This window comes from Cellulomonas fimi (assembly GCF_028583725.1).
Classification (GTDB): domain Bacteria; phylum Actinomycetota; class Actinomycetes; order Actinomycetales; family Cellulomonadaceae; genus Cellulomonas; species Cellulomonas fimi_B.
Genome location: NZ_CP110680.1, coordinates 3289242 through 3313913, shown reverse-complemented (window position 1 = coordinate 3313913; position 24672 = coordinate 3289242). Strand labels below are relative to the sequence as shown.

Below are 24672 nucleotides of genomic sequence, written 5' to 3'. Positions count from 1 at the left end.
AGGATGCTCGCGTGAGCGCCGACTCCCGCCCCGCCCCGGCCGGTACGACCGGCTCCACCCCGCTCGTCCTGCGCGGACGCGTCGTCACACCGGCCCGCGTGCTCGACGACGGCGTCGTCGTCGTCGAGGGCGCGACGCTCGCGTGGGTCGGCCCCGCGGACCGCGTGCCCGCGCCGTGGGAGGTGCCTGCCGAACGTACGGGCACGCTGCTTCCCGGGCTCGTCGACGTGCACTGCCACGGCGGCGGCGGCGCGAGCTTCCCCGACGCCGCCGACGTCGGGACGGCGCGCACCGCGGCGCGCGAGCACCTGCGCCACGGCACGACGAGCCTCGTCGCGTCGCTCGTCACCGCACCGCGCGACGTGCTGCTCGGACGGACCGCCGTGCTCGCCGACCTCGCCGACGCGGGGGAGATCGTCGGCATCCACCTCGAGGGGCCGTTCCTGTCCGCCGACCGCTGCGGCGCCCAGAACCCCGCGGACATGCAGCCCGGCGACGCGGCGCTGGTCACGGAGGTCGCCGCGGCGGCGCGCGGGCACCTCGTCACCATGACGGTCGCCCCCGAGGTCACGGGGGTCGCGGACGGCTCCGGGACGGCGGACGCGCGTGCGGACGTGCTGGCCGCGCTGGTGGACGCGGGGGCTCTCCCGTCGGTCGGCCACACCGACGCGTCGGCGGCGCAGGTCGACGTGGCCGTCGACCGGGCGTTCGACCTGCTGGCGTCGGCCCCGGCGGCGCGGTCGGGCCGTCTGACGGCGACGCACCTGTTCAACGGCATGCGTCCGCTGCACCACCGCGACCCCGGCCCGGTCGCCGCGTGCCTCGCGGCGGCGGCGCGGGGCGAGCTCGTCGTCGAGCTCGTGGCCGACGGCACGCACCTCGCCGACGACACGGTGCGGGCGGTGCTCGACCTCGTCGGTCCGGGGTCGGTCGCGTTCGTGACGGACGCGATGGCGGCGGCCGGGATGCCCGACGGCGACTACCGCCTGGGGCCGATGGCCGTCCGCGTGGCCGACGGGGTCGCCCGGATCGTCGAGGCGGACGGGTCGACGCCCCCGGGCGGCGGCGCGATCGCGGGTGGTGTCGCCCACCTGCTCGACGTCGTGCGGAACGTCGTCGCGGCCGGCGTGCCGCTCGAGGACGCGGTGCTCGCGGCGGCGACGACGCCCGCGGACGTGCTCGGCCGGCGCGACCTGGGTGCGCTCGTCGCGGGCCGGCGCGCCGACGTCGTGGTCGTCGACGACGCGCTGGCGCCGGTGCGCGTCATGCGCGCGGGTGCCTGGGTGGCCTGAGCGGGCTGAGCGGCCCGACGGTACCGTCGCCGGGGTGGCGACCTTCATCAAGAGCGTGACGTTCGACGCGGCCGACGCCCTCGCGCTCGCGGGCTTCTGGGCGGCGGCGCTCGGGAGCGACGTCGACGAGGACTCGACGCGCGACAAGGCGTTCGTCGAGCCCGCGGGCTGGGGCGGCCCGACGTTGTGGTTCCAGCGGGTGCCCGAGCCGAAGACCGCGAAGAACCGGCTGCACTTCGACCTGCGGGCGCCCGACGGCGACGTGCCCGCCGAGGTCGCGCGCCTGCGCGCCCTGGGTGCGACGGTCGTCGTGGTGCGGGACGACGGGCTGACGGTGATGCGCGACCCGGAGGGCAACGAGTTCTGCGTCGAGTGACGCGAGCCCGCCGTCCGCCGTGCGCGGTCAGCCCGCGCGCGTCCCGCGCACCTCGCCGAGCCGGGCGGCCCCGTCGAGCACGAGCCGCACGTCGGTCTCGCCCCAGGTCGGCAGCGTGTGGTGCGGCGTCGCGCGCACCGTGTGCCAGCCCCACCGGTCGGTGCCCTCGGGGACGGCGGCGGTCGCGACGCGCTCCCAGCGCCGCCCTTCGCGCACCTCGACGTGGACGGCGGCGGCGCCGGGACCGGACCGGGCGACGGTGAGCTCGAGCCCGCCGACGCCGTGCAGGTCGACGTCACGCAGCAGCACCCACCCGGACCGGGCGCCCGGCGCCACCTCGACGGCCGTCCCCGCGTCGCGGTCGCGGGGGACCAGCCGGACGTCGGCGCGCTCGTCGTGGTCAACGGCGCGTGCCCAGCCGCCGAGGAGCGTGCGCGGCGGGACGGGCGTCCCGGTGACCTTGAGGTCGGCGACGAGGGGCAGGTCCCCGGACGACGACCCGGCGTGCAGCTCGTACCCGCCGGGCTCGACGACGAACGACCCGCTCGTGACGTCCCACACGGCGAGGCCGGCGACGGCCACGGCCAGGGCCACCTCGCGCGTCTCTCCGGGTTCGAGGCGCACACGCTCGAAGCTCACGAGGATGCGCCGCGGGTACGGCAGCCGGTGCCCGGGCGCGGCGGCGTAGACCTGGACGAGCTCGTCGGCGACGCGGTCGCCGGTGTTCTGCACGATGACGCGCACGGTGGCGACGGAGAGCTCGTCGAGGTCGTCCTCGGCGTCGACTGTCAGGCCGAGGTACTCGACGGTGCTGTAGGTGAGCCCGTGCCCGAACGCCCAGCGCGCGGGGTGCGGGGCGTACCAGTACGTGTGTCCGCCGCCGACGGGGTCGTGGTCGAACAGGTCGCCGACGTGCGCCTCGTCGGCGGGCCACTGCTGCGTGAGGCGTCCGGTCGGCTCGACGTCGCCGGTGAGCACGTCGACGAGCCCGTGCCCGAGCTCCTGCCCGGCGTGCGCGGTCCACACGACGGCGGCGGCGGACTCGCCGAGGTCGCCGAGGACGTACGGGTAGGACGACACGACGGTCAGCACGGTGGCCGGGTTGGCGTCGAGCACGGTGCGCGCGAGCTCGGCCTGCGCGTGGGGGAGGCGCAGGTGGGGGCGGTCCTCGGTCTCGCGTCCGAGCAGGTGCGGGTCGTTGCCGAGGGCGAGGACCACGACGTCGGCGTCCCGCGCGGCGGCCGCGGCGAGCGCGTGCCCGGAGTGCACGGTGCGCACGGTGAACCGCTCGGCCTGCTGCGGGGACGCCGCGTCGGCGACGAGGACGCCGCCGTCGCGCTGCACGACGAGCCAGCGGCCGGACCCGACGTGCTGCACGGACACGGTGTCGTCGCCGTTGTCGTGCACGCGGAAGGACTCCTGCACGACCCACCCGCCGACGCGCTCGGCGTCGGCGCGCAGGATCCACTGCGCGCCGGTCCAGAGGCGTCCGGTGCGCAGCGACCGCAGCGTGTGCAGACCCTCGCCCCACGACGTCAGGTCGACGTGCGTGGCGTCGTCGGCGTGCGGTGCGTCGGCGACGAGGGTCCCGTCGTCGCCGGGGCGCACGTACCGGCCGGTGGTCGTCGAGCGGAGTGCGACACGGTCGGCGCCGTCGACGAGCGTGACCCGCTCCGCCCCGAACCGGGAGGCGAACGCCTCCGCGAGCGTCACGGTGTACGGCGGGGTGCCCGAGTACCAGTCGGTGCAGACCTGGTCGGCGTGCGGACCGACGACCGCGACCCGCAGGCCGTCGCGCAGCGGCAGGACGCCGTCGTTCTCGAGGATGACGACGCCGGCGGCGGCGGCCCGGCGGGCGAGGTGGCGGTGCGCGGGCAGGTCGATCGCCTCGGGGCCGACGCCCGCCCACGGGTCGAGGTCGGGGTCGAGCTCGCCGGTCGCGATCCGCAGCTCGAGCTGGCGCAGCACGGCGCGGTCGACGTCGGCCTCCTCCAGCAGCCCGGCGTCGAGCGCGGCGTGCACGCGGCCGGTGGTGACCGACGCGTCGGCGTCGTGGTCGGTGAACGAGTCCACGCCGGCGCGCAGGGCGGCGGCCACCGCGGTCGGGTGGTCCGCGTGGTACCGCTCGCCGGTGACGAGGTTGGTGGGCGCGCCGGCGTCGGACACGACGAGCAGGAACCCGTCACGCTCGTCGCGCAGGGCGTCGATCAGGTCCTTCGACACGTGCGTCGGCCGGCCGTTGACGAGGTTGTACGACGGCATGACGGCGCCGACGACGCCGGCGCGCACGGGCCCGAGGAACGCGGGCAGCTCGTACTCGTGCAGCGCGCGCGGCGGCAGCTGTGCGCTGAGCACGGCGCGGTCCGTCTCGACGCTGTACGCGAGCAGGTGCTTGAGCGTCGGGACGGTCCGCCAGTAGACGGGGTGGTCGCCGCGCAGCCCGCGCGCGTAGGCGGTCGCGAGCGTCGCGGTGAGGTACGGGTCCTCGGAGAAGCCCTCCTCGTTGCGGCCCCACCGCGGGTGCCGCAGCGGGTTGACGACGGGTGCCCAGACGTTGAGCGACACCGTCGGGTCGGCCGCGTGCTTGGCGCGCACCTCGGTGCCGACGACCTCGCCGACCTGCGTGACGAGGTCGAGGTCCCACGTCGCGGCGAGGCCGACGGGCTGCGGGAACGTCGTCGCGGTGCCGAGCCAGGCGACGCCGTGCAGCGCCTCGGTGCCGGTCCGGAACTCGGCGAGCCCGAGCCGCGGCACGGCGGGCACGCGCTGGTGCAGGAACGCGACCTTCTCGTCCGGCGTGAGCCGCTGCAGGAGGTCGCGGGCGCGTTCGGCGTGGGGGAGGGCGGGGTCGCGGAAGGGCGGGGTGGGCGGGGCGTCGTCGGCCACGGGGTCCTCACGGTGGGTCGGGTCGAGCAGGTGCGCGACCTCGCGAGGCCGGTGCTCCGTCGCAGGCCTGACGAAGCCGCTGGTTGAACCGTTTCGACGATCGCCACGAGCCCTGCGGGCCTGCGACCATCGCCGGAGTTCGACGGACTCGCGCGGTTCATGGTGGTCCACGTCGCCGGATCAGGCAAGGCGGCGATCCGCCCGGAGCGACCCTTGCCTGACGTTTCGTTCATGCCGTACATTTCCCGCGATCGAACCGCTTCGATGCGCGATCCCGCCTCACGAGGAAGTGAAGGACGAAGATGACCCCTCCCCTCCAGCTCGGCCGCGTCGGCGACGTGGCTGTCGACCGGCGCTCGTTCCTGGGGATGCTGGCCGCCGGCGCCGCGGTCGTCGGCGTCCCGTCCCTGCTCAGCGCGTGCAGCCCCGGAACCCCCACCGGCGCGGCGACCAGCGCGGCACCGATCGGCGACGTCCTCCCGAAGTACATCCCCATCACCTACGCCGAGCCCGACTACCCGAGCGTCAACGGCTCGCCCCCCGGGTACGAGACGATCCCCGCCGAGCTCGTCCGGTCCGTGCCGACGCCGCCCGGCACCGGCCTCGCGCTCACCGCGATGACGCCCCTGTGGGGCACGATCCCGCCCACGAAGGGCAACCAGTACTACGCCGCGGTCAACGAGCTGCTCGGCTCGGACCTCACGTTCCAGATCGCCGACGGCAACACCTACGGCGACAAGCTCGCCGCGGTCCTCGCGTCGCCCAAGGACGTCCCGGACTGGGTCTGCGTGCCGTCGTGGAACCTGCCCCCGCGGTTCGGCTCGGAGATCGTCGGCAACGTCTTCCAGGACCTCACGCCGTACCTCGCGGGCGACCTCGTCGAGGAGTACCCGAACCTCGCCAACATCCCGACCGACGCGTGGAAGTACTGCGTCTTCAACGGTCGGCTGTACGGCCTGCCGTTCCCCGGCGAGACGATCAACGACGCGACGTTCTACCGCAAGGACCTGCTCGACGCGCAGGGCATCACGGTCGCGCTGACCAACGGGCAGGACCTGATCGACCTGGCCAAGGAGCTCACGGGCGGCAACCAGTGGGGTGCCGAGGACCTCTGGACGACCGCCACGCAGATCCACGGGGTCGTGCCCAAGTGGAAGCTCGAGGGCGACAAGCTCGTCCACCGCGTCGAGACCGACGAGTACCGCGCCGCGCTCGAGTGGAACGCCGCACTCTTCGCGTCGGGCGCCGTGCACCCGGACGCCGTCGCGGGCCAGACGGGCGACGCCAAGCTGCGGTTCCAGAGCGGCCGGTCGCTCATCATGGCCGACGGCATGGGCGGCTGGAACGAGGCGCTGCGCGACAACCTCGGCAGCAACCCGTCGTACTGGCAGCAGCCGATCGACCCGTTCGACGCGTCGGGAGGCGAGCCGGTGCTCTTCAAGAGCAACCCGGCGAACATCTTCTCCTTCGTCAAGAAGTCCGAGGACGAGGCGAAGATCAAGGAGGTCCTCGCGCTCGCGAACGTCCTCGCCGCGCCGTACGGGACGGTGGAGTTCGACACCATCAACAACGGCGTCGAGGGCGTCCACTACACGCGCGGTGCCGACCGGGTGCCCGTCCCGACCGAGCTCGCGGCGGTCGAGCTGCAGCCGACGTACATCTTCCTCGTCGACCCGCCCACGGCGGAGGCCCGGGTGCAGTACCCCGGCTACGTGAAGGCGGCCTCCGAGTGGCGCGCGATGGCGGCCGGCTACGCGCAGGACCCGCTGTTCTACGCGCAGCAGATCGTCGAGCCCGCGCAGTACGCGTCGATCGGGCAGCCGTTCGAGGACCTCGAGAAGGACATCTCGCGCGGCCGCAAGTCGATGGACGACCTGGACGCGGCGGTCGAGACGTGGCGGGCGTCGGGCGGCGAGGAGCTGCGCGCGTTCTACCAGGACGTCCTGGACAGCCAGTCCTGACGCGCTCATGGCACTCGACGCACTGACGCGTCGGCGCGGCACGACCGCGTCGACGCCGGACCCGGTGACCGGCGCGGGGAAGCCCCCCGCGCCGGCCCGCCCCCCGGTCCGCACGATCCCGCTCCGCACGCGCCTCAAGCGCGACCGCTCGCTGCTCCTCATGGTGCTGCCCGCGGTCGGCCTGCTCGTGGTCTTCGCGTACGTCCCGATGCTGGGCAACGTCATCGCCTGGCAGCAGTACTCGCCCTACACCGGTTTCCTGCGCTCCCCGTTCGTCGGCTGGATGCACTTCGAGCGCGTGTTCAGCAACCCGCTGTTCCTCGACGCGGTCGGCAACACGCTCGTCATCACCGCGTTCCAGCTGCTGTTCTTCTTCCCGATCCCGATCGTGCTGGCGCTGCTGCTCAACAGCGTGCTGTCACCCCGTGTGCGCACGACGATCCAGTCGATCGTCTACCTGCCGCACTTCTTCTCGTGGGTGCTGGTCGTGACGATCTTCCAGCAGATCTTCGGCGGCGCGGGGCTCGTCAACCAGGGGCTGCGGGCCAACGGCCTGCAGGGCTTCGACATGATGACGAACCCCGACACGTTCCTCGTGCTCATCACGATGCAGTCGGTCTGGAAGGACGCCGGGTGGGGGATCATCATCTTCCTCGCGGCGCTGTCGACGGTCTCGCCGGAGCACTACGAGGCAGCCGCGGTCGACGGCGCGAACCGGTGGCGCCGCATGTGGCACGTGACGCTGCCCGCCATGCGGCCCGTCATCATCCTGCTGCTGATCCTGCGGCTCGGTGACTCGCTCACCGTCGGGTTCGAGCAGCTCATCCTGCAGCGCGACGCCGTCGGCTCGGGCGTCGCCGAGGTCATCGACACGTACGTCTACTTCCAGGGCGTCGTCTACGCCGACTGGAGCTTCGCGGCGGCCGCGGGCCTCGTGAAGGGCGTCGTCAGCCTGCTCCTGGTCCTGGGAGCCAACAAGCTCGCCCACGTGTTCGGCGAGGCGGGGGTGTATCAGAAGGCATGAGCGGACAGTCACCCGAGATCACCGCGGAGGCGCCCGTCGTCCCCGCCACGACCGTCCGGCGCGACGCCGACGGCGTCCCGCGCGCGGCGAGCCCGAGGCGGCGCGGCTCGAAGCACCGTCCCGCGTGGGAGGAGCCGCCGACCAAGACCGGTCTGACGCTCAAGGGCGTCGTGCTCGCGCTCGTCGTCCTGGCCGTGCTGTTCCCGCTCTGGACGGTGCTGCTCACGAGCTTCTCGACGCAGGCCGAGACGATCCGGTCCGGCGGCATGGTCGTCGTGCCGGGCGAGCTCACGCTCAGCGCCTACACGCAGATCCTGTCCGGGGGCGTCGTCACGCGCGCGGCGCTCGTGAGCATCGGCATCACCGCGGTCGGCACGGTCATCTCGACGATCGTGTCGGTGCTCGCCGCGTACGGGCTCTCCCGACCCGGGTCGGTGCTGCACCGGCCGATCCTGTTCGTCTTCCTCGTGACGATGTTCTTCGGCGCCGGCCTGATCCCGACGTACCTGCTCGTCAGCAGTCTCGGCCTCATCGACAGCTACTGGTCGCTGATCCTCCCGGGCGCCGTCTCGGCGTTCAACGTGCTGATCCTGCGCAGCTTCTTCATGGGCATCGACCACGCGATCCTCGACGCGGCCCGCATCGACGGCGCGGGCGACTGGCGCATCCTCGGGAGGATCGTCCTGCCGATGTCGAAGGCCGCCATCGCGGTCGTCGCGCTGTTCTACGGCGTCGGGTACTGGAACGCGTTCTTCAACGCGATGCTTTACATCAACGACAACGCGAAGTGGCCGCTGCAGCTCGTGCTGCGGTCGTACGTGCTGCAGGGTGTGACGCTGCCCGGCAGCGGCACGGGCCAGGTCGACACCGTGTCGGGCGTCGTGACGGGCCTGCCCGTCCGGATGGCTGTCATGGTCCTCGCGATCGTGCCGATCCTGCTCGTCTACCCGTTCGTGCAGCGCCACTTCACCAAGGGCGTGATCTTCGGCGCGATCAAGGGCTGACGCGTGATCGGCCGTCGCACCGTGCTGTCCTTCGCCGGACCGGCGCGGACGTGGGTCGAGGCGTTCCCGGTGGGGAACGGCACGCTCGGCGCGATGGTCCACGGCGGCGGTGACCGGGCGCGTGTGCAGGTCAACGACGCGACCGCGTGGTCGGGCCGGCCCGACGGACCTGACCGGGCGCTCGCGGCGGTGCGTTCCGCCGGGGCCGGGCCGGAGCGGCTGGCGGCGGCGCGCGCGGCGCTCGCGGAGGGGCGGCACGAGGACGCGGCCGACCTGCTCGCGACGTTCCAGGGCCCGTGGGCGCAGGCGTTCCAGCCGTTCGTCGACCTCCACGTGACGATCGACCCGTCGGGCGGCGACCCGCCGGAGCCGGACGGTGCACCCGACCCGTACGCGCCCGCCCCGAGGACCGCGCAGGTCCGGCGTCCCGACGACTCCCCGCGGACGCTGGACCTGCGCGACGGCACGGTCGTCGAAGACGTCCCGGTCGGAGCCGGGTCGGTCGAGGTCGAGTGGTACGCGAGCGCGGCCGACGGTGCGCTGCACGGCCGGTGGGCGTCGGACGTGCCGTTCGGGCTGCGCGTCGAGCTGTCGACCCAGCACGACGTGAGCGCCGACCACCACGCGCCGGGCGGCCGCGTGCTCGTCCTCGAGCTGCCCGACGACGTCCCGCCGGGCCACGAGCCGCAGGCGGCGACCCTGCGGACGGGCGAGGGGAAGTCGCTCACGGGGGTCGCCGCGCTGCTCGCGTGCAGCGACGGCGAGGTCGCGGGCTCGTCGTCCGCGCTGCGGGTGTCGGGCGCGACGTGGGTCGAGGTCGTCCTCGCGACGGGCACGACGTCGCCGTGGCCGTCCGACGGCCCGCTGCGCCCGCGCGTGGACGTGGTCGCGGACGTCCTCGCGTGCGCGCGCCAGGCGCTGCCCGGCAGTCGGGTCGACGGCGACGCGTCCCGCGCCCGGCACGTCGCGGACCACCATCGGCTGCTCGACCGGTGCCTGCTCGACCTCACGGGCGCGGACGTCCACCTGCGCCTGCCCGGCGCGATCGCGACGACGCCGCACGCCGCGCTCGCGCAGGCGGTGTTCGACCACGGCCGCTACCTGCTCGTCGCGTCGTCGCGACCCGGCTCGCCGCCGGCGAACCTGCAGGGTGTCTGGAACGCCGAGGCGACGCCGCCGTGGTCGAGCGGGTACACGCTCAACGTCAACCTCGAGATGGCGTACTGGGGCGCGGAGGCCGTCGGGCTCGGCGAGTGCCACGAGGCGCTGCTGGACCACGTGGGTCTGGTCGCCCGGCGGGGCGCGGCTGTCGCCCGGGACCTGTACGGCTGCGGCGGCTGGGTCGCGCACCACAACAGCGACGTGTGGGGCTGGGCGCTGCCCGTCGGGGCCGGTCACGGCGACCCGGCGTGGGCGCAGTGGGCCCTGGGCGGTGTCTGGCTGTGCCGCCACCTGTGGGACCACGCGGACGTGACGGGCGACCTCGGCTTCCTGCGCGAGCGGGCCTGGCCGCTGCTGCACGGCGCCGCGGAGTTCTGCCTGGACTGGCTGGTCGAGGCGCCCGACGGCCGGCTCACCACGTCGCCGTCGACGTCGCCCGAGAACACGTTCGTGCGGCCCGACGGGGGCACGGGCGCGCTGACGGCGGGCGCGGCGATGGATCTCGTCCTGGTCCGCGACCTGCTGGAGCGCTGTCTCGACACCGTCGCGCTGCTCGACCTGGACGACCCGATCGAGCCCCGGCTGCGCTCCGCGCTGCACCGGCTGGCCCACCCGGGCGTCGGCCCGGACGGCCTGCTGCGCGAGTGGTCGCACGACGCCCCGGCCGTCGACCCGCACCACCGTCACCTGTCGCACCTCGTCGGCCTCTTCCCGCTCGCGCAGGTCGACGTCGTCGACACCCCGGACCTCGCGCAGGCCGCGCGCGCGTCGCTCGACGCCCGCGGTCCCGGGTCGACCGGTTGGTCGCTCGCGTGGAAGACCGCGCTGCGCGCCCGGCTCGGCGACGGTGACGCGGTCGGTGCGCTGCTCGCGGAGGCGATGCAGCCCGCGGACCCGTCGTCGACACAACGGGAGCGCGGCGGCCTGCTGCCGAACCTGTTCTCGACGCACCCGCCGTTCCAGGTCGACGGCAACCTCGGGCTCGTCGCGGCGGTCGTGGAGGCACTCGTCCAGTCGACGCCGGGTCGTCTGCGCCTGCTGCCCGCGCTGCCGCCGCAGTGGCCGGACGGGTCGGTCCGCGGGGTGCGCGGGCGCGGCGGGCTGGTCGTCGACGTGACGTGGCGCGACGGGTCGCTGCGTGGCGTGGTGCTGCGCGCGGGCCGCGGGGTCACGCTGGAGGTGGTGCACGCCGACCGGACGCGGACCGTGACGCTCGACGCGGGCGCGACGCTGCGGCTCGACGGGCACCTGACGGAGGTGTCGTCGTGAACGACGCGACGGTCACGCCGCCGCCGGCGGCGCGCGCGACGCCGGCGGCGGATGCGGTGCTCGGAGGCTCAGGCGGGGGCGGCGCAGCTCCCGCGCTCGATGAAGCGCGGGGACAGCAGCCGGGTCTCGGCGGCCTTCTTCTGGTCGAGCCGCTCGATGGTCATCTCGACGGCGGTGCGGCCGATCTCCTCGGCGGGGACGTCGATCGCGGACAGGGGGAGGGCGAGGTGCTCGGCGAGGCTGGACGGCGCGACGGCGAGCACGGACACGTCGCCGGGCACGGACCGGTCGCTGCGCGCGAGGGCCGCGAGGACGCCGGGCAGCGCGGCCTCGTTGTGCACGACGAGCGCGGTGAGGTCGTCGAGCTCGGCGAACGCGCGCTCGACGGCGGCCGCCGCGCCGGGGTACGTGGCCTCGGTCGGGATGACGGTGTGCCGCACGCCCGCCGGACCGGCCTGGGAGCGGAAGCCGTCGACGATCCGGACGGCGTAGTTGGCGCTGCGGGCGAGCGCGGCCGACGGCGCCCCGAGCAGCGCGATGCTGCGGTGGCCGTGGTCGACGAGGTGCCGGACGGCGAGCCGGCCCGCGGCCGAGAAGTCGAGGTCGACGCACGACAGGCCGTGCGGGTCGCTCGGCACGCCGATGAGCACGGACGGCTGTCGCAGCCCGGCGAGCACGGGCAGGCGCGGGTCGAGCGTCTCGATGTCCATGAGGATGAGTGCGTCGACCATGCTGCCGTTGGCGATCCGCTGCACGCCGTTGACGTCGTCCTGGGTGAGGACGAGGACGTCGTGGTCGAAGTCGCGGGCCCGCGCGATGACGCCGGAGACGACCTCCATGACGATCGCGACGTTCGCCTCGAGCGCGCGCAGCGGCACGACGAGCCCGAGGACGTTGGTGCGGCTGGACGCGAGCGCGCGGGCGCCGGCGTGCGGGCTGAACCCGAGGTCGCGGATCGCCTTCTCGACGCGGTGCCGCGTCGCCTGGGAGATCGGGCGCTTGCCGGAGAGCACGTAGCTCACGGTCGAGGACGAGACACCCGCTGCCTTCGCGACGTCGGCGATCGTGGCCATGCCGGGAGTGTAGCGGTACAGGTGGGAGCGGCCGACCATTCGACGGGATGTCCTCGACTAAACGCTTCGACACCGGTTATCGCAACTCCGCGCGCACAAAATCAAGGGAATGGACATCTAGCGTCGGCAGCGACTAGCGTCCGATGCGGCCTCGTTGTTGAAGCGCTTCGACGACGACGACGGCGATCGGCACCGTCGCTCGCCCGGGCGGCGGCACACGGGAGGGTGGCATGACCGGTCTGGACGCGCTCACCGCAGCCCGCGGCGTGCTCTACGGCGGCGACTGGAACCCCGAGCAATGGACGCCCGACGTCTGGCGCGAGGACGTCGCGCTCATGCGCGCGGCGGGCGTCAACCTCGTGTCGGTCGGGATCTTCTCGTGGGCGACGCTCGAGCCCGAGCCGGGCCGGTTCGACACCGCGTGGCTCGACGAGGTGCTCGACCTCCTGCACGGCGCGGGCATCGCGGTCGACCTCGCGACGCCCAGCGCGTCCCCGCCGCCCTGGCTCGCGCACCGGCACCCCGAGACGTCCGCCGTCGACGTGCACGGCGTGCGCATGAGCGTCGGGTCCCGCAACCACTTCTGCCCGGGCTCGCAGGTGTACCGCGACCACGTCGCGGCGGTCGTCCGGCACCTCGTCGACCGTTACGCCGACCACCCGGCGGTCGCGATGTGGCACGTCGGCAACGAGTTCGGCCAGACCTGCTGGTGCGACCTGTGCGCCGACCGCCTGCGCACCTGGCTGCGGAGGCGCTACGGCGACGTCGACGCGCTCGACGCCGCGTGGGCGACGGCGTTCTGGAGCCAGCGCTACTCCTCGTTCGACGAGGTCGTCCCCCCGCGCGCCGCGCCCTACCTGCACAACCCGGCCGCCGAGCTCGACTTCCGCCGGTTCACGTCCGACCAGCTCCGCGACGTGCACCGCCTCCAGGTCGCGATCATCCGCGAGCGCTCCGACGCGCCGGTGACGACCAACTTCATGAACTTCTTCCCCGGGGTGGACCAGCACACGTGGGCGGACGACGTCGACGTCGTCGCCGACGACTGCTACACCGACCCGGCGGACCCGTCGTCGCCCGCCCGTGCCGCCCTGGCCCACGACCTCGTCCGCGGCGTGCGGCGCGGCGAGCCGTGGCTGCTCATGGAGCAGGCCGCGGGCGCGGTGAGCTGGCGCGCGCACAACGTGCCCAAGAGCACGGGCGCGATGGTCCTCGACTCGCTGCGCGCGGTCGCGCACGGTGCGGACGGCGTCTGCTACTTCCAGTGGCGCGCGTCGACGGGCGGCGCCGAGCGCTTCCACTCGGCGATGGTCCCGCACGCCGGCCCGGACACCGACCTGCACCGGGCGGTCCGCGCACAGGGGGCGCTCCTCCAGCGGCTGCGTCCCGTCGTCGGCACGCGCGTCGACGCCCGCGTCGCGCTGGTCTTCGACTGGCCGGCGTGGTGGGCGGGTGAGCTCCTGCCCGCGCGCCCCTCGACGCGTCTCGACGTGCTGGGCCAGCTCGCGGCGTACCACGAGCCGCTGTGGCGCGCGGGGATCGCGACCGACGTCGTCCCGCCGTCGGCGGACCTCGACGGTTACGACCTCGTCGTCGTCCCGTCGCTGCACGCGGTCACCGACGCCGACGCGGCGAACGTCGCACGCGTCCCCGAGCGCGGGGGCGTGCTGCTGGTCGGCCCGTTCAGCGCGGTCGCCGACGAGCACGCGCGCGTCCGCCGCGGCCGGTTCCCCGTCCCGTGGGCGGACGTCCTGGGCGCGTCGGGCGAGGACTGGCGGCCCCTGGACGACGCGGGCGTCGCGGTCGCGTCGGCCGCGTACGGGGACTTCACCGCGACGACGTGGTCCGAGCACGTGCGCAGCGACGGCGCCGAGGTGCTCGCGACCTACGCCGGCGGCGACCTCGCCGGGCGCCCCGCGCTGACCCGCCGCGCGCACGGCGACGGCCCAGGCGCCGGCCAGGCCTGGTACGTGACGACGGTCCCGCCGCGCGACGTGCTCGCCGCGGTCGTCGCCGACTGCGTCGCGGCCGCGGGTGTCACCGCACCGCTGACCGACGTGCCCGACGACGTCGAGGTCGCACGCCGCGGCGACGTGCTGTTCGTGCTCAACCGGTCCCGCGCGAAGCAGACGGTCCGTCTGCCGGGCGCCGCGACCGACCTGCTCACGGGCGACCTCGTCGCCGACGAGCTCCTCCTGCCCGCCGAGGGCGCCGCAGCCCTGCACCTCGCACCGACCGAGAGGACACGATGAAGTTCACCGACGGGTACTGGCTCCCGCAGCCCGGGACGACGATCCTGCGGCCGCGCGACGTCGCCGACGTCCAGGTCGGCGCCGACACCCTCACCGTGTGGTCCTCCACGGCCCCCCTGACGTCGCGCGGCGACACGCTCAACCGGCCGCTCGTCACGGTGACGTTCTCGTCGCCCATGGACGACGTGGTCGGCGTGCGCATCGAGCACTTCCAGGGCGGCGTCAACCGCGGCCCGCACTTCGGTCTCACGACGCAGCCCGCCGGAGTCAAGGTCGAGCCGGCCGACGAGGACGGTGTCGCGACGTTCACCGCGGGTGCCCTCACGGCCCGCGTCCGCACGCGGGGCGAGTGGAGCGTGCAGTTCGACGGCGACGGCCGCCACCTCACGGCGTCGACGCCGCGCAGCATCGGTGTCGTCACGGACGCGAAGGGCGACCACTACGTGCACGAGCAGCTCACGCTCGGCGTCGGGGAGCACGTCTACGGCCTGGGGGAGCGCTTCGGCGCGTTCGTGAAGAACGGCCAGAGCGTCGACATCTGGAACGCCGACGGCGGCACCGCGAGCGAGCAGGCGTACAAGAACGTGCCGTTCTACCTGTCCGACCAGGGGTACGGCGTCTTCGTCGACCACCCGGGGCTCGTGTCGTACGAGGTCGGCACCGAGGTCGTGTCGCGCACGCAGTTCTCCGTCGCGGGGGAGTCGCTGCAGTACTACGTCATCTACGGGCCGACGCCCAAGGACGTGCTGCGTCGCTACACGGCGCTGACCGGCCGTCCCGCGCGCGTGCCCGACTGGTCGTACGGCCTGTGGCTCTCGACGTCGTTCACCACGTCCTACGACGAGGCGACCGTGACGAGCTTCGTGGATGGCATGGCCGAGCGCGGCATCCCGCTGTCCGTCTTCCACTTCGACTGCTTCTGGATGCGCGAGTTCCACTGGAGCGACTTCACCTGGGACCCCGCGACCTTCCCGGATCCCGAGGGGATGCTCGCGCGGCTCAAGGCCAAGGGCCTGCGGATCTGCGTGTGGATCAATCCCTACATCGCGCAGCGCTCGCGGCTGTTCGCGGAAGGGCGCGAGCGCGGCTTCCTGGTGAAGCGCGCCGACGGGTCCGTCTGGCAGACGGACCTGTGGCAGGCGGGCATGGGCCTGGTCGACTTCACGAACCCCGACGCGGTCCGCTGGTACACCGACGAGCTGCGCGCGCTGCTGGGCCAGGGCGTCGACTGCTTCAAGACGGACTTCGGCGAGCGGATCCCGACGGACGTCGTGTGGCACGACGGCACCGACCCGGAGCGGATGCACAACTACTACACGTACCTCTACAACAAGGCGGTCTGGGACCTGCTGGTGGAGGAGCGCGGCGAGGGCGAGGCCGTGCTGTTCGCGCGCTCGGCGACGGTCGGCGGCCAGCAGTTCCCCGTGCACTGGGGCGGCGACTCGGAGTCGACGTTCGCGTCGATGGCGGAGTCGCTGCGCGGCGGCCTGTCGCTCGCGCTGTCGGGCTTCGGCTACTGGAGCCACGACATCGGCGGCTTCGAGGGCACGCCCGACCCCGCGGTGTTCAAGCGGTGGCTCGCGTTCGGCCTGCTGTCGTCGCACAGCCGCCTGCACGGCTCGGACTCCTACCGGGTGCCGTGGGCGTTCGACGACGAGGCCGTCGACGTGGCCCGCGACTTCACGCGGCTCAAGCTGCGCCTCATGCCGTACCTCGCGCAGGCGGGCGTCGAGGCGCACGAGCAGGGCGTGCCGGTGATGCGCCCGATGGTGCTCGAGTTCCCCGACGACCGGGGGGCGCGGACGGTGGACACGCAGTACATGCTCGGCTCGGACCTGCTCGTGGCCCCCGTGTTCTCCGCGGACGGCGAGGTCGACGTGTACGTGCCCGACGGCACGTGGACGTCGCTGCTGTCGGGCGAGCAGGTCACGGGCCCGCGGTGGGTGCGCGAGCGGCACGGGTTCGACTCGCTGCCGCTGTACGTCCGGCCCGGCGGCGTCGTGCCGCTCGCGGCGCGCGACGAGCGGCCCGACGACGACTGGCTGGACGGCCTGACGCTGCGCGTCTTCGGGCTGCCCGACGGTCACCGGTCGGTCACGCGTGTCCCGTCCGCGGGCGGCGACGCCGAGTTCGAGGTCAGCCGGCAGGGCGGCACGGTGCGCGTCGAGGCGCGCGGCACGTCGGCGCCGTGGTCGGTGCAGGTCGCGCCGTCGGCGGACGGCCCGGGCGGGGCGGCGCACGCCGTCGCCGGCCAGGCGGTCGTCGAGCTGGCGGTCTGAGACCGGCGTGGGCGACCGGTTCCAGCAGGCCGGTCGCCCACGTCGCCGCAGGTGGCACCTACGACGGACCTTACCGGTCAAGTAGAGTGCCGACGAGGGGTCGCGGGAGCGGTCCCAGGCTGTGTATCGTATCGTTTCGACACCTCCGGACGGCCCTGAGGCGTCGCACCCCGGGACACTGTTCGTCCCCGCACCGCCGTCCGAACCCGAGCTCGAAGGACACCCATGACGACCACGCGCCCCTCCGGCCGCCAGTTCTCCGACGACTTCCTCTGGGGGTCGGCGACCGCCTCGTACCAGATCGAGGGCGCGCACGACGCGGACGGCCGCGGCCCGTCCATCTGGGACACCTTCTCCCGCACCCCGGGCAAGGTCCTCAACGGCGACACCGGCGACGTCGCGGTCGACCACTACCACCGCGTCGCGCAGGACGTCGAGATCATGCAGGGCCTCGGCCTGCAGGCCTACCGGTTCTCGATCGCGTGGCCGCGCATCCAGCCGACCGGCTCGGGCGAGTTCAACCAGGCGGGTCTCGACTTCTACTCGGACCTCGTCGACCGCCTCATCGCCGCGGGCATCAAGCCCGTCGTGACGCTCTACCACTGGGACCTCCCGCAGCCGCTCGAGGACGAGGGCGGCTGGGCCAACCGCGAGACCGCCTACCGGTTCGCGGACTACGCCCGCAAGCTCGCCGAGGTCCTCGGCGACCGCATCCACCTGTGGACCACGCTCAACGAGCCGTGGTGCTCCGCGTTCCTCGGCTACGCGTCGGGCGTGCACGCCCCCGGCGTGACCGACGACGTCGCGTCGCTCAAGGCCGTCCACCACCTCAACCTCGGGCACGGTCTCGCCGGCCGCGCGATCCGCGAGGTGCTCGGCGAGGACGCGCCCATCTCCATCACGCTCAACCTGCACGTCACGCGCGCCGCGACCGACTCGGCCGACGACGTCGAGGCCAAGCGCCGCATCGACACGATCGCGAACGAGGTCTTCCTCGGCCCGCTCCTCGACGGCGAGTACCCCAAGGAGGTGTTCGCGGACACCGCGCACCTCACCGACTGGTCCTTCGTGCAGGAAGGCGACCTCGAGCTCATCCGCATCCCGCTGACCGTGCTCGGCGTCAACTACTACTCGACAGGCCGCGTGCAGAAGGGCAGCGGCGTGCGCCTCGCCCCGGGCACCCCGGGCCCCGACGGGCACCGCGTCTCCGAGCACTCGCCGTGGGTCGGCGCCGAGTCGGTCGAGTGGCTGCCGCAGCCCGGCCCGCACACCGCGATGGGCTGGAACCAGGAGCCCCAGGGCCTCGTCGACCTGCTGCTCGAGCTGCGCGACCGCTACCCGAGCCAGCCGCTCGCCATCACGGAGAACGGCGCCGCGTTCTACGACACGGTGTCCGAGGACGGCCGCGTGCACGACGCCGAGCGCGTCGCCTACCTGCACGACCACATCGACGCCGTCGGCGAGGCCATCGAGAAGGGCGCCGACGTGCGCGGCTACTTCGTGTGGTCGCTGCTCGACAACTTCGAGTGGGCGTACGGGTACGACCGCCGCTTCGGCGTCGTCCGCGTCGACTACGACACGCAGGAGCGCATCGTGAAGGACTCGGGTCTCTGGTACCGCGAGCTCCTGCGCACCCGCACGATCGCCCCCGCCGAGTGGGCGGCCGCGATCCAGCCCTGACGCACCCGCGCCCACGGACGGCCCGCCCCCACGCTCGGGGCGGGCCGTCCGTCGTCCGGGGCCCGGCGCCGCCCGCGACGTGCGCGGCCGCCGGCGGGTCCCTCCGCGGCACGGCCCGCACGACCCATGGACGCGGGAGAGGATGGACGCATGCCCCGCAGCCGACGCTCGACCAAGCGCCCCTACGGCGCCGAGCACGTCGACCTCGACCTCGACCGTGCGACCGGCGGGCGCCGGTCCGAGAGCGCGGCCGACGGCGAGTGGGTCGTCCAGCAGGTCCGCGGCTCCGACCGCGAGTACCGCTGCCCCGGGTGCGACCAGGTCGTCGCACCCGGCACCCCGCACGTCGTCGCGTGGCGGTCCGACGGGCTGTTCGGCGAGGCCGTCGACGACCGGCGGCACTGGCACGCGTCGTGCTGGCAGGCGCGCGGGCGGCGTCGCCCGACGCGCCGCTAGGGTGCGGCCGATGAGCACCACCGCCGCCGACGGCACCCCGAGCGACGCCGCACCACCCCGCCTCGTCGCGACCGACCTCGACGGCACGCTGCTGCGCCCCGACGGCACCGTCTCCGCCCGGACCGCGGCCGCCCTCGCGGCCGCGGAGGAGGCCGGCATCGCGGTCGTGTTCGTCACCGCCCGCCCGCACCGCTGGCTCGCCGACCTCCAGCCGCACGTCGCGGGGCACGGCGTCGCGCTGTGCGCCAACGGCGCGTCCGTCGTCGACGTCGGCACGCTGCGCGTCCTGGAGCAGCACGGCATGCCGGCCGACGTCGTCGGCGCCGTCGTCGCACGACTGCGCGAGCGCTGGGGCGCGGACCGCGTGCACCTCGCCGTCGAGGGCGCCGACGGGTTCGCGCACGAGCTCGGCTACGCGAGCGACCACCCGGTCCCGCCCGACGCACGCTCCGCCGACCGCATCGAGGACCTGCTCACCGGCCCGACCCTCAAGCTGCTCGTCCGCACGTCCGCCGAGCCCAGCGACGGCGCCGCGTTCGTCGACGCGCTCGTCGACGTCGTCGGGGACCTCGCCGTGGTCGCGGACTCCGGTGCGCACGGGCTGGGCGAGATCAGCGGCCCGGGCGTCACCAAGGCCGCCGGCCTCGCGCGCTGGGCGGCGACGCAGGAGATCGACGCGGGCGACGTGTGGGCGGTCGGCGACGCCCCGAACGACCTGCCGATGCTCGCCTGGGCGGGCACGTCCTTCGCCGTCGCGAACGCCTACCCGGCTGTCCTGGAGGCGGCCGACCACCGGCTGCCCTCCAACGCCGACGACGGCGTCGCGGTCCTGCTGGAGCGCGCGGTCGACGCCGCGTCCGCCGGCCGGCGCGACGACCGCCCCCGGACCGCGGGGTCGTCGGCGCCGTCCTAGGCTCGTGCCCGATGAGCACGCACACGTCGCCCGCGACCCCGATCCGCTCCCTCACCGTCCTGCCCGCGCACCGGGAGGACGTCGAGCTGCACACCGCCGACGGCCTCACGCTCGTCGGCGAGCTCGCCCGTCCGCTCGGCCCCGACGGCGCCCCGGCGACCCCCGCCGCGACGCTCGTGACGCTGCACCCCCTGCCCACGCACGGCGGCTACATGGACTCGCACGTGTACCGGAAGGCCGCGTGGCGCCTGCCCGCGCTCGCCGACCTCGCCGTGCTGCGGTTCAACACCCGGGGCACGTCCAGCCCGCGCGGCACGAGCGACGGCGCGTTCGACGGCGGCGTCGGCGAGCAGTTCGACGTGCACGCCGCGATCGAGTTCGCCGAGTTCCACGACCTGCCCCGCCGCTGGCTCGTCGGCTGGTCGTTCGGCACCGAGCTGGCCCTCATGCACGGCCGCGACCCGTCGATCGAGGGCGCGATCCTGCTGTCGCCGCCGCTGCACCGCGCGACCGACGACGACCTCGACGCGTGGGCCGCGTTCGGCAAGCCGCTCGTCGTCCTCGTCCCCGAGCACGACGACTACCTGCGCCCCGACGAGGCCCGCCGCCGTTTCGCGCGCGTCCCGCAGGCCGAGGTCATCGGCGTCGACGGCGCCAAGCACCTGTGGGTGGGGGAGGCCGCGGTGCGGCGCGTGCTCGACGAGGTCGTCGCGCACGTCCTGCCCGGGCACGCGCCCCTGCCGACCACGTGGGACGGTCCGAGCACCACCGCCGAGAACCCGGCCGCGCTCGCGGTCGGCGAGGAGGACGCATGACGCTGCACACGTACCGCACGGCCGGTCCCGACCGGGCGGACGCCCTGCCGGTCGTCCTGCTGCACGGCTTCCCGCTCGACCACCGCATGTGGGACGCCGTCGCCGACGCGCTGCCCGGCGACCGGACCGTCCTCGCGGTCGACCTCCCCGGCACGCCCGGCGCCGCCGACGCGCTCCCGGAACCGTCGCTCGACACGTCGGCCGACCTCGTGGCGGAGGACCTGCGCGCCGCGGGCCACGACCGGGCCGTCGTCGTGGGCCTGTCGATGGGCGGCTACGTCGCGCTCGCCCTGCTCGAACGGCACCCCGATCTCGTCGCGGCCCTCGGGCTCGTCGACACCAAGTCCACCGCCGACACCGACGAGGCCCGCGCCAACCGCCTGCGGATCGCCGCCGCGGCCGAGGACGGCGCGACGGTCGAGCCTGTCCGTCCCATGTCGACCGGGCTGCTGGGGGAGTCGAGCCGCGCCGCCCGCGCCGAGCTCGTCGACCAGCTCGCCGACTGGATCGAGGACCAGCCGCCGGCCGGCGTCGCGTGGTCGCAGCGCGCCATGGCGGCCCGCCCCGACCGCACCGAGGTGCTGCGCGCGTTCGCCGGGCCGGTCGCCGTCGTCGTGGGTGACGAGGACACGATCACCCCCGTCGCCGCCGCCGAGCACCTCGCCGACGCCGCCCAGGACGCCCAGCTCGTCGTCGTCGCCCGTGCGGGTCACATGTCGGCGCTCGAGGACCCGGCGGCGGTCGCCGCCGCCGTCGCCGACCTCGCCCAGCGCGCCGACACCGCCACACGCTAGGCCGGGCCGCGGCGCCCGCGCCGCCTCCGGGCCCGGCGTCACCCGTCCCGACACCACTCGCCCCGACGCCACGCGGGCGCCACGCCCCTCGGGCGTCAGCCCTCGAGGACCCGCGCGAGCGCCTGCGTCAGGTCGAGCGACTCGCCGTCCTTGCCCCCCGCGCCGAGCACCAGCGGCGGGTCGCTCGGCTCCGGGGTGACGCCCCTCAGCCGCGCGCCGAGGCTCGACGGCGCGCGCAGGACGTAGAACGCGCCGGACGTGTCGACCGCGACGGACTCGTCGCGCCGCAGGTACCAGCCGCGCAGCGGGGTGCGGTAGCGAGCCCGCCCGTCGTAGCTCCGCGCGCGCAGCTCGACCGGTGGGGGCCCGGACGCGAGCGCCCGCTCGACGAACGCCGCGATCAGCGCGCGCGCCTGCTGGGACTCCGCCTGCTGCCGGCGCGCGAGCGCGTCCGCGTGGGCCGCGGCGGCGGCGCGCCGCTCGTCGCGCCAGCGTGCCGCGTCGTCGGGGCTGCTCATCGTCGTCCTGCCTGCCGGGTGCTCGTCGGGACCGGGATCACGTGACACCGCTGTCCGTGCGGGCGATCGTGCCCGTCGTCGACGTCGCGGGTGGACGCGTCGTGCTCGACGCGACGCCCCCGGGCGTCGTGCACCGGGGGCGTCGCGGACGGGTCAGCGGGTGGGCGCCGCCGCGTCGTCGGACCGGGCGTCGGCCGCGTCCTCACTGGCACCCGACGGCTCGTCCCCGGCCCCGGGATTCTCCGCCGTGGCCTTGGCGTCACCGGCCGCCGGCGTCGGCTCGGGCACGACGGGGATCGCGGCGGAGACCGGCGCGGGCCGCGCCTTCGTCGGCCGACCGGACGGGCGCGCGGCCTTCGCGGGCCGTGCCGGGGCGACGGGCGCGGGCGCCTCGGCGCCCTTCTCCGGCGCGCGTGCCGCCGTCGCGTCCTGCGTGCCGGCCTCCTTCGTCGCCGCGGGTGCGGGCGGCTCCGCCGGGGCACCCGCGTCCGGCGTCGCGTCGTCGCTCTGCTCGACGGCCTCGTCCGACGGGCCGTCCGCGGTCGCGGCGGTGTTCGCGGACGTCGAGTCGCGCTCGTCGGTCGTCGTGGCGTCGTCCGCGGCGGGCGCGTCCGCACCGGCGTCCGGACCCGCGGCCTTCGCTGCGGTGGCGGTCGTCGCACGCTCGTCCGAGCCGCCCGACGACGCGGGCGCCTTCTCCGCCGCGACCTTCTCCGCCGAGACCTTCTCGGCGACGGCCGGCGCGGACGCGGCCACGGGGGCCGACTGCGTCTTCGTCGTCGTCGTCTGCTCCTTCTCGAACGCGGCCTCAGCGCGTGCGGCGCGGTCGAGCATCGCGCGGTCGGGGTTGTGCCCGAGCAGGTTGCGCAGCTCGTCGAGGTACGTCGTGATCGACTCGCGCTGGCGGTGCAGGTCCTCGACCTGGCGCATCGCGGTCGTCCGCTCACGCTCCGACTCGGTCATCGCGTCCGAGATCTGCTTCTCGGCGTGCTCGCGCGCCTCCGCGACCACCCGGTCGGCGTTGCGCCGCGCGTTCGCGACGAGCTCGCGGGCGTGGTCCTCGGAGTCCTTGCGGACCTTCTCCGCCTGGGCGAGCGCCTTGGCGACACGCTCCTCGGCCTCGGACGCGTGGGCCTCGGCGTCGGCGACGAGCCGCTCGGTCTCGACGCGTGCCTGGTCGTGCCGGGCGGCGTCCTCCCGCTCGCTCGCCTCGCGCTTCGACGCGATCTCGAGCTCGGCGTCGGCGAGGCGCTGCTCGGCGGTCCGGACGAGCTCGTCGGCCTGGGCCCGCGCGGAGGAGACGATGTCGCCCGCGGTGCGCCGCGCCTCGGTGAGCGCGCGGTCGACCTCGAGCCGGGTCCGCTCGCGGAGCTCGGACGTCTCGCGCTCGGTCGCGGCCCGCTGCTCGGACGTCTCGCGGTCGGTGATCTCGCGCAGCTCGTCCGTCTCGCGCTCGGTCGTGATCCGCAGGTGCGTGGCCTCGTGCTCGGTCCGCTCGCGCAGCTCGCTGGTCTCGCGCTCCGCCTGGGCGCGCGTCTCGGCGGCGTACTGCTCGGCGTCGGTGCGCAGCGCGACGACGGCCTGCTCGGCGTCGGTGCGCGCAGCGGCCAGCTCGTCGGCGGTGGCCGCACGCAGCTCGCCGACCTCCCGCTCCGCGCTCGCCCGCACGAAGGCGGCGTACTGCTCGGCCTCGGCACGCAGTGCGGCCACCTCGCCGGAGACGCGCTGCTGGAGCGCCGTGGCCTCGCGCTCGGCGCTCGCGCGCACCCCGTCGGCGTACTCCTGCGTCTGGACGCGCAGCGACGTGACCTCGGCCGCGGCGGCCTGGCGCACGGCCGCGATCTCGGCCGACGCGTCGGACCGCAGCTGGGCGACGTACCGCTCGACCTCGGCGCGCGCGGCGGCGAGCTCGGCCTCGGTGCGCGAGCGCAGCTCGGACGTGTCGGCGTCCGCGGCCTGGCGCAGGTCCTGCGCGTAGCGCTCGGCCTCCTCGCGCTGGGCGGTCGTCTCGGCCTCGGTGCGGGCGCGCAGCTCGCTCGCCGTGCGCTCGGTCGCGACGCGCAGCTGCGTCGCCTCGTGCTCGACGGTCGCCCGCAGGGTGCCGAGCTCGCGCTCGAGCGACGTCCGCCGCTCCGCCTCCTCGGTCGTGATCGCGCTCTGGATCCGTGCGGCCTCGCGCTCGGCCGACCCGACGAGCTCCTCGGCCCGGCGCTGTGCGGCGAGCAGCGTGCTCTCGGCCTCCGCGGCGGCCGTCGTCCGGAGCTCCTCGGCCTCGCGACGCGAGGTGGCGAGCAGCTCGGCGACCTCGTTCTCGGCGCGCGCACGCAGCTGTCCCGCGGCGAGCTTGGCGCGTGCGAGGGCGTCGGCGGCCTGCGCGTTCGCCTGCGTGACGACGTCGGACGACTGCTCCTCCGCGGACCGCAGGAGCTGCTCGATGCGCGAGCCGAGCCCCGAGTACGTCGGACGCTCGGCCTCGCGGAGCTGCCGGTGCGCCTCGGACAGCTCACCTGCCACCTGCAACGCCTTCGCGTCGGCGGCCTCGACCTGCGCGCGCGCGTCGGCGACGGCCTTCTCCAGCGAGGAGATCCTGGCGTCGACCGCCTCACGTTCGTAACCACGGAAGTTCACGACCGGGAAGGGGGTGCGGGCTTCGGGCACGAGCGGTCCTCCTGGGCTCGTGGGCGCCGGCGCGGCCCCTCCGACGAGGTGCTCGACGGCAGCCGGTGCCCCGCCGGCCAGGATACGCGTGTCCCCCGACCGGACGACGCGGACGCAGGTCCCCGCCGTCCGTGCGCGCGGCTCCGACGCGCCGTCCGGACCTGGGACGACGTGTCCGGATCGCCCGGGTCCGTCCGGTCTCGTTCGGTCGCGCGGGGCCGCTCTGCCTATCCTGGGTCTTCTCGTCCCGAGAGGATCCTG

General features: G+C 74.7%; 17 protein-coding genes. 13 read left to right on the top strand and 4 right to left on the bottom strand.

Going from position 1 to position 24672, the window contains the following annotated elements:
• Positions 1–11: 11 nt before the first annotated feature.
• A complete protein-coding gene (locus tag OOT42_RS14885) occupies positions 12–1292 on the top strand; it encodes an N-acetylglucosamine-6-phosphate deacetylase (RefSeq protein ID WP_273651958.1) in 1281 nt (426 codons plus the stop codon).
• 34 nt (positions 1293–1326) lie between these two features.
• Positions 1327–1668, top strand: coding sequence for a VOC family protein (locus tag OOT42_RS14880; RefSeq protein WP_273651957.1), 342 nt, complete (start codon positions 1327–1329; stop codon positions 1666–1668).
• Between the two features lie 27 nt (positions 1669–1695).
• On the opposite strand, the gene OOT42_RS14875 is transcribed toward OOT42_RS14880, so the two are convergent.
• A complete protein-coding gene (locus OOT42_RS14875; RefSeq protein WP_273651956.1) occupies positions 1696–4554 on the bottom strand; it encodes a glycoside hydrolase family 3 protein in 2859 nt (952 codons plus the stop codon).
• Positions 4555–4856: 302 nt separating this feature from the next.
• On the opposite strand from OOT42_RS14875, the gene OOT42_RS14870 reads away from it, so the two are divergent.
• The 4 genes from OOT42_RS14870 to OOT42_RS14855 are packed head-to-tail and all read left to right on the top strand — an operon-like array spanning position 4857 to position 10973.
• Positions 4857–6515 carry a twin-arginine translocation signal domain-containing protein gene (locus tag OOT42_RS14870; protein WP_273651955.1) on the top strand — a complete coding sequence of 553 codons (1659 nt, stop codon included), beginning with the start codon at positions 4857–4859 and terminating at the stop codon, positions 6513–6515.
• A 7-nt stretch (positions 6516–6522) separates the two neighbouring features.
• Positions 6523–7539: an ABC transporter permease gene (locus OOT42_RS14865; protein ID WP_273651954.1), complete on the top strand. Its 1017-nt coding sequence runs from the start codon at positions 6523–6525 to the stop codon at positions 7537–7539.
• Positions 7536–8543 carry a carbohydrate ABC transporter permease gene (locus OOT42_RS14860; protein WP_273651953.1) on the top strand — a complete coding sequence of 336 codons (1008 nt, stop codon included), beginning with the start codon at positions 7536–7538 and terminating at the stop codon, positions 8541–8543. The genes OOT42_RS14865 and OOT42_RS14860 overlap by 4 nt, the downstream gene beginning before the upstream one ends.
• A 3-nt stretch (positions 8544–8546) precedes the next feature.
• Positions 8547–10973, top strand: coding sequence for a glycosyl hydrolase family 95 catalytic domain-containing protein (locus OOT42_RS14855; RefSeq protein WP_273651952.1), 2427 nt, complete (start codon positions 8547–8549; stop codon positions 10971–10973).
• Positions 10974–11041: 68 nt separating this feature from the next.
• Here the strand turns inward: OOT42_RS14855 and OOT42_RS14850 are convergent, their stop codons facing one another.
• Positions 11042–12046: a LacI family DNA-binding transcriptional regulator gene (locus OOT42_RS14850; protein WP_273651951.1), complete on the bottom strand. Its 1005-nt coding sequence runs from the start codon at positions 12044–12046 to the stop codon at positions 11042–11044.
• Positions 12047–12276: 230 nt separating this feature from the next.
• Between OOT42_RS14850 and OOT42_RS14845 the strand changes: the two genes are divergently transcribed.
• The 7 genes from OOT42_RS14845 (at position 12277) to OOT42_RS14815 (ending at position 21235) form a co-directional block, all read left to right on the top strand.
• Positions 12277–14298, top strand: a complete 2022-nt coding sequence (locus tag OOT42_RS14845; RefSeq protein ID WP_273651950.1) for a beta-galactosidase — start codon at positions 12277–12279, stop codon at positions 14296–14298.
• Entirely contained in the window at positions 14295–16577 is a 2283-nt protein-coding gene (gene yicI, locus OOT42_RS14840; protein WP_273651949.1) for an alpha-xylosidase, read from the top strand. The genes OOT42_RS14845 and yicI overlap by 4 nt, the downstream gene beginning before the upstream one ends.
• 225 nt (positions 16578–16802) lie before the next feature.
• Positions 16803–18257 carry a GH1 family beta-glucosidase gene (locus OOT42_RS14835; protein ID WP_273651948.1) on the top strand — a complete coding sequence of 485 codons (1455 nt, stop codon included), beginning with the start codon at positions 16803–16805 and terminating at the stop codon, positions 18255–18257.
• A gap of 150 nt (positions 18258–18407) precedes the next feature.
• Positions 18408–18713, top strand: coding sequence for a hypothetical protein (locus OOT42_RS14830; protein ID WP_273651947.1), 306 nt, complete (start codon positions 18408–18410; stop codon positions 18711–18713).
• A gap of 10 nt (positions 18714–18723) precedes the next feature.
• Positions 18724–19626, top strand: a complete 903-nt coding sequence (locus OOT42_RS14825) for an HAD family hydrolase (RefSeq protein WP_273651946.1) — start codon at positions 18724–18726, stop codon at positions 19624–19626.
• An 11-nt stretch (positions 19627–19637) separates the two neighbouring features.
• Positions 19638–20441 carry an alpha/beta hydrolase gene (locus OOT42_RS14820; RefSeq protein WP_273651945.1) on the top strand — a complete coding sequence of 268 codons (804 nt, stop codon included), beginning with the start codon at positions 19638–19640 and terminating at the stop codon, positions 20439–20441.
• Positions 20438–21235: an alpha/beta fold hydrolase gene (locus OOT42_RS14815; protein WP_273651944.1), complete on the top strand. Its 798-nt coding sequence runs from the start codon at positions 20438–20440 to the stop codon at positions 21233–21235. The genes OOT42_RS14820 and OOT42_RS14815 overlap by 4 nt, the downstream gene beginning before the upstream one ends.
• A 95-nt stretch (positions 21236–21330) precedes the next feature.
• Here OOT42_RS14815 and OOT42_RS14810 read toward each other — a convergent pair whose 3' ends face one another.
• Together OOT42_RS14810 and OOT42_RS14805 are read right to left on the bottom strand one after the other, a co-directional pair.
• A complete protein-coding gene (locus OOT42_RS14810) occupies positions 21331–21753 on the bottom strand; it encodes a hypothetical protein (RefSeq protein ID WP_273651943.1) in 423 nt (140 codons plus the stop codon).
• A 153-nt stretch (positions 21754–21906) separates the two neighbouring features.
• Entirely contained in the window at positions 21907–24411 is a 2505-nt protein-coding gene (locus OOT42_RS14805; RefSeq protein ID WP_273651942.1) for a hypothetical protein, read from the bottom strand.
• Positions 24412–24672 lie beyond the last annotated feature (261 nt).

Excerpts from the sequence above, each read along its gene's own strand:
- OOT42_RS14870 (WP_273651955.1), top strand. The coding sequence starts at position 4,857 with ATGACCCCTCCCCTCCAGCTCGGCCGCGTCGGCGACGTGGCTGTCGAC.
- OOT42_RS14865 (WP_273651954.1), top strand. The coding sequence starts at position 6,523 with ATGGCACTCGACGCACTGACGCGTCGGCGCGGCACGACCGCGTCGACG.
- OOT42_RS14860 (WP_273651953.1), top strand. The coding sequence starts at position 7,536 with ATGAGCGGACAGTCACCCGAGATCACCGCGGAGGCGCCCGTCGTCCCC.
- OOT42_RS14850 (WP_273651951.1), bottom strand. The coding sequence starts at position 12,046 with ATGGCCACGATCGCCGACGTCGCGAAGGCAGCGGGTGTCTCGTCCTCG.
- OOT42_RS14845 (WP_273651950.1), top strand. The coding sequence starts at position 12,277 with ATGACCGGTCTGGACGCGCTCACCGCAGCCCGCGGCGTGCTCTACGGC.
- yicI (WP_273651949.1), top strand. The coding sequence starts at position 14,295 with ATGAAGTTCACCGACGGGTACTGGCTCCCGCAGCCCGGGACGACGATC.
- OOT42_RS14835 (WP_273651948.1), top strand. The coding sequence starts at position 16,803 with ATGACGACCACGCGCCCCTCCGGCCGCCAGTTCTCCGACGACTTCCTC.
- OOT42_RS14830 (WP_273651947.1), top strand. The coding sequence starts at position 18,408 with ATGCCCCGCAGCCGACGCTCGACCAAGCGCCCCTACGGCGCCGAGCAC.
- OOT42_RS14825 (WP_273651946.1), top strand. The coding sequence starts at position 18,724 with ATGAGCACCACCGCCGCCGACGGCACCCCGAGCGACGCCGCACCACCC.
- OOT42_RS14820 (WP_273651945.1), top strand. The coding sequence starts at position 19,638 with ATGAGCACGCACACGTCGCCCGCGACCCCGATCCGCTCCCTCACCGTC.
- OOT42_RS14815 (WP_273651944.1), top strand. The coding sequence starts at position 20,438 with ATGACGCTGCACACGTACCGCACGGCCGGTCCCGACCGGGCGGACGCC.
- OOT42_RS14810 (WP_273651943.1), bottom strand. The coding sequence starts at position 21,753 with ATGAGCAGCCCCGACGACGCGGCACGCTGGCGCGACGAGCGGCGCGCC.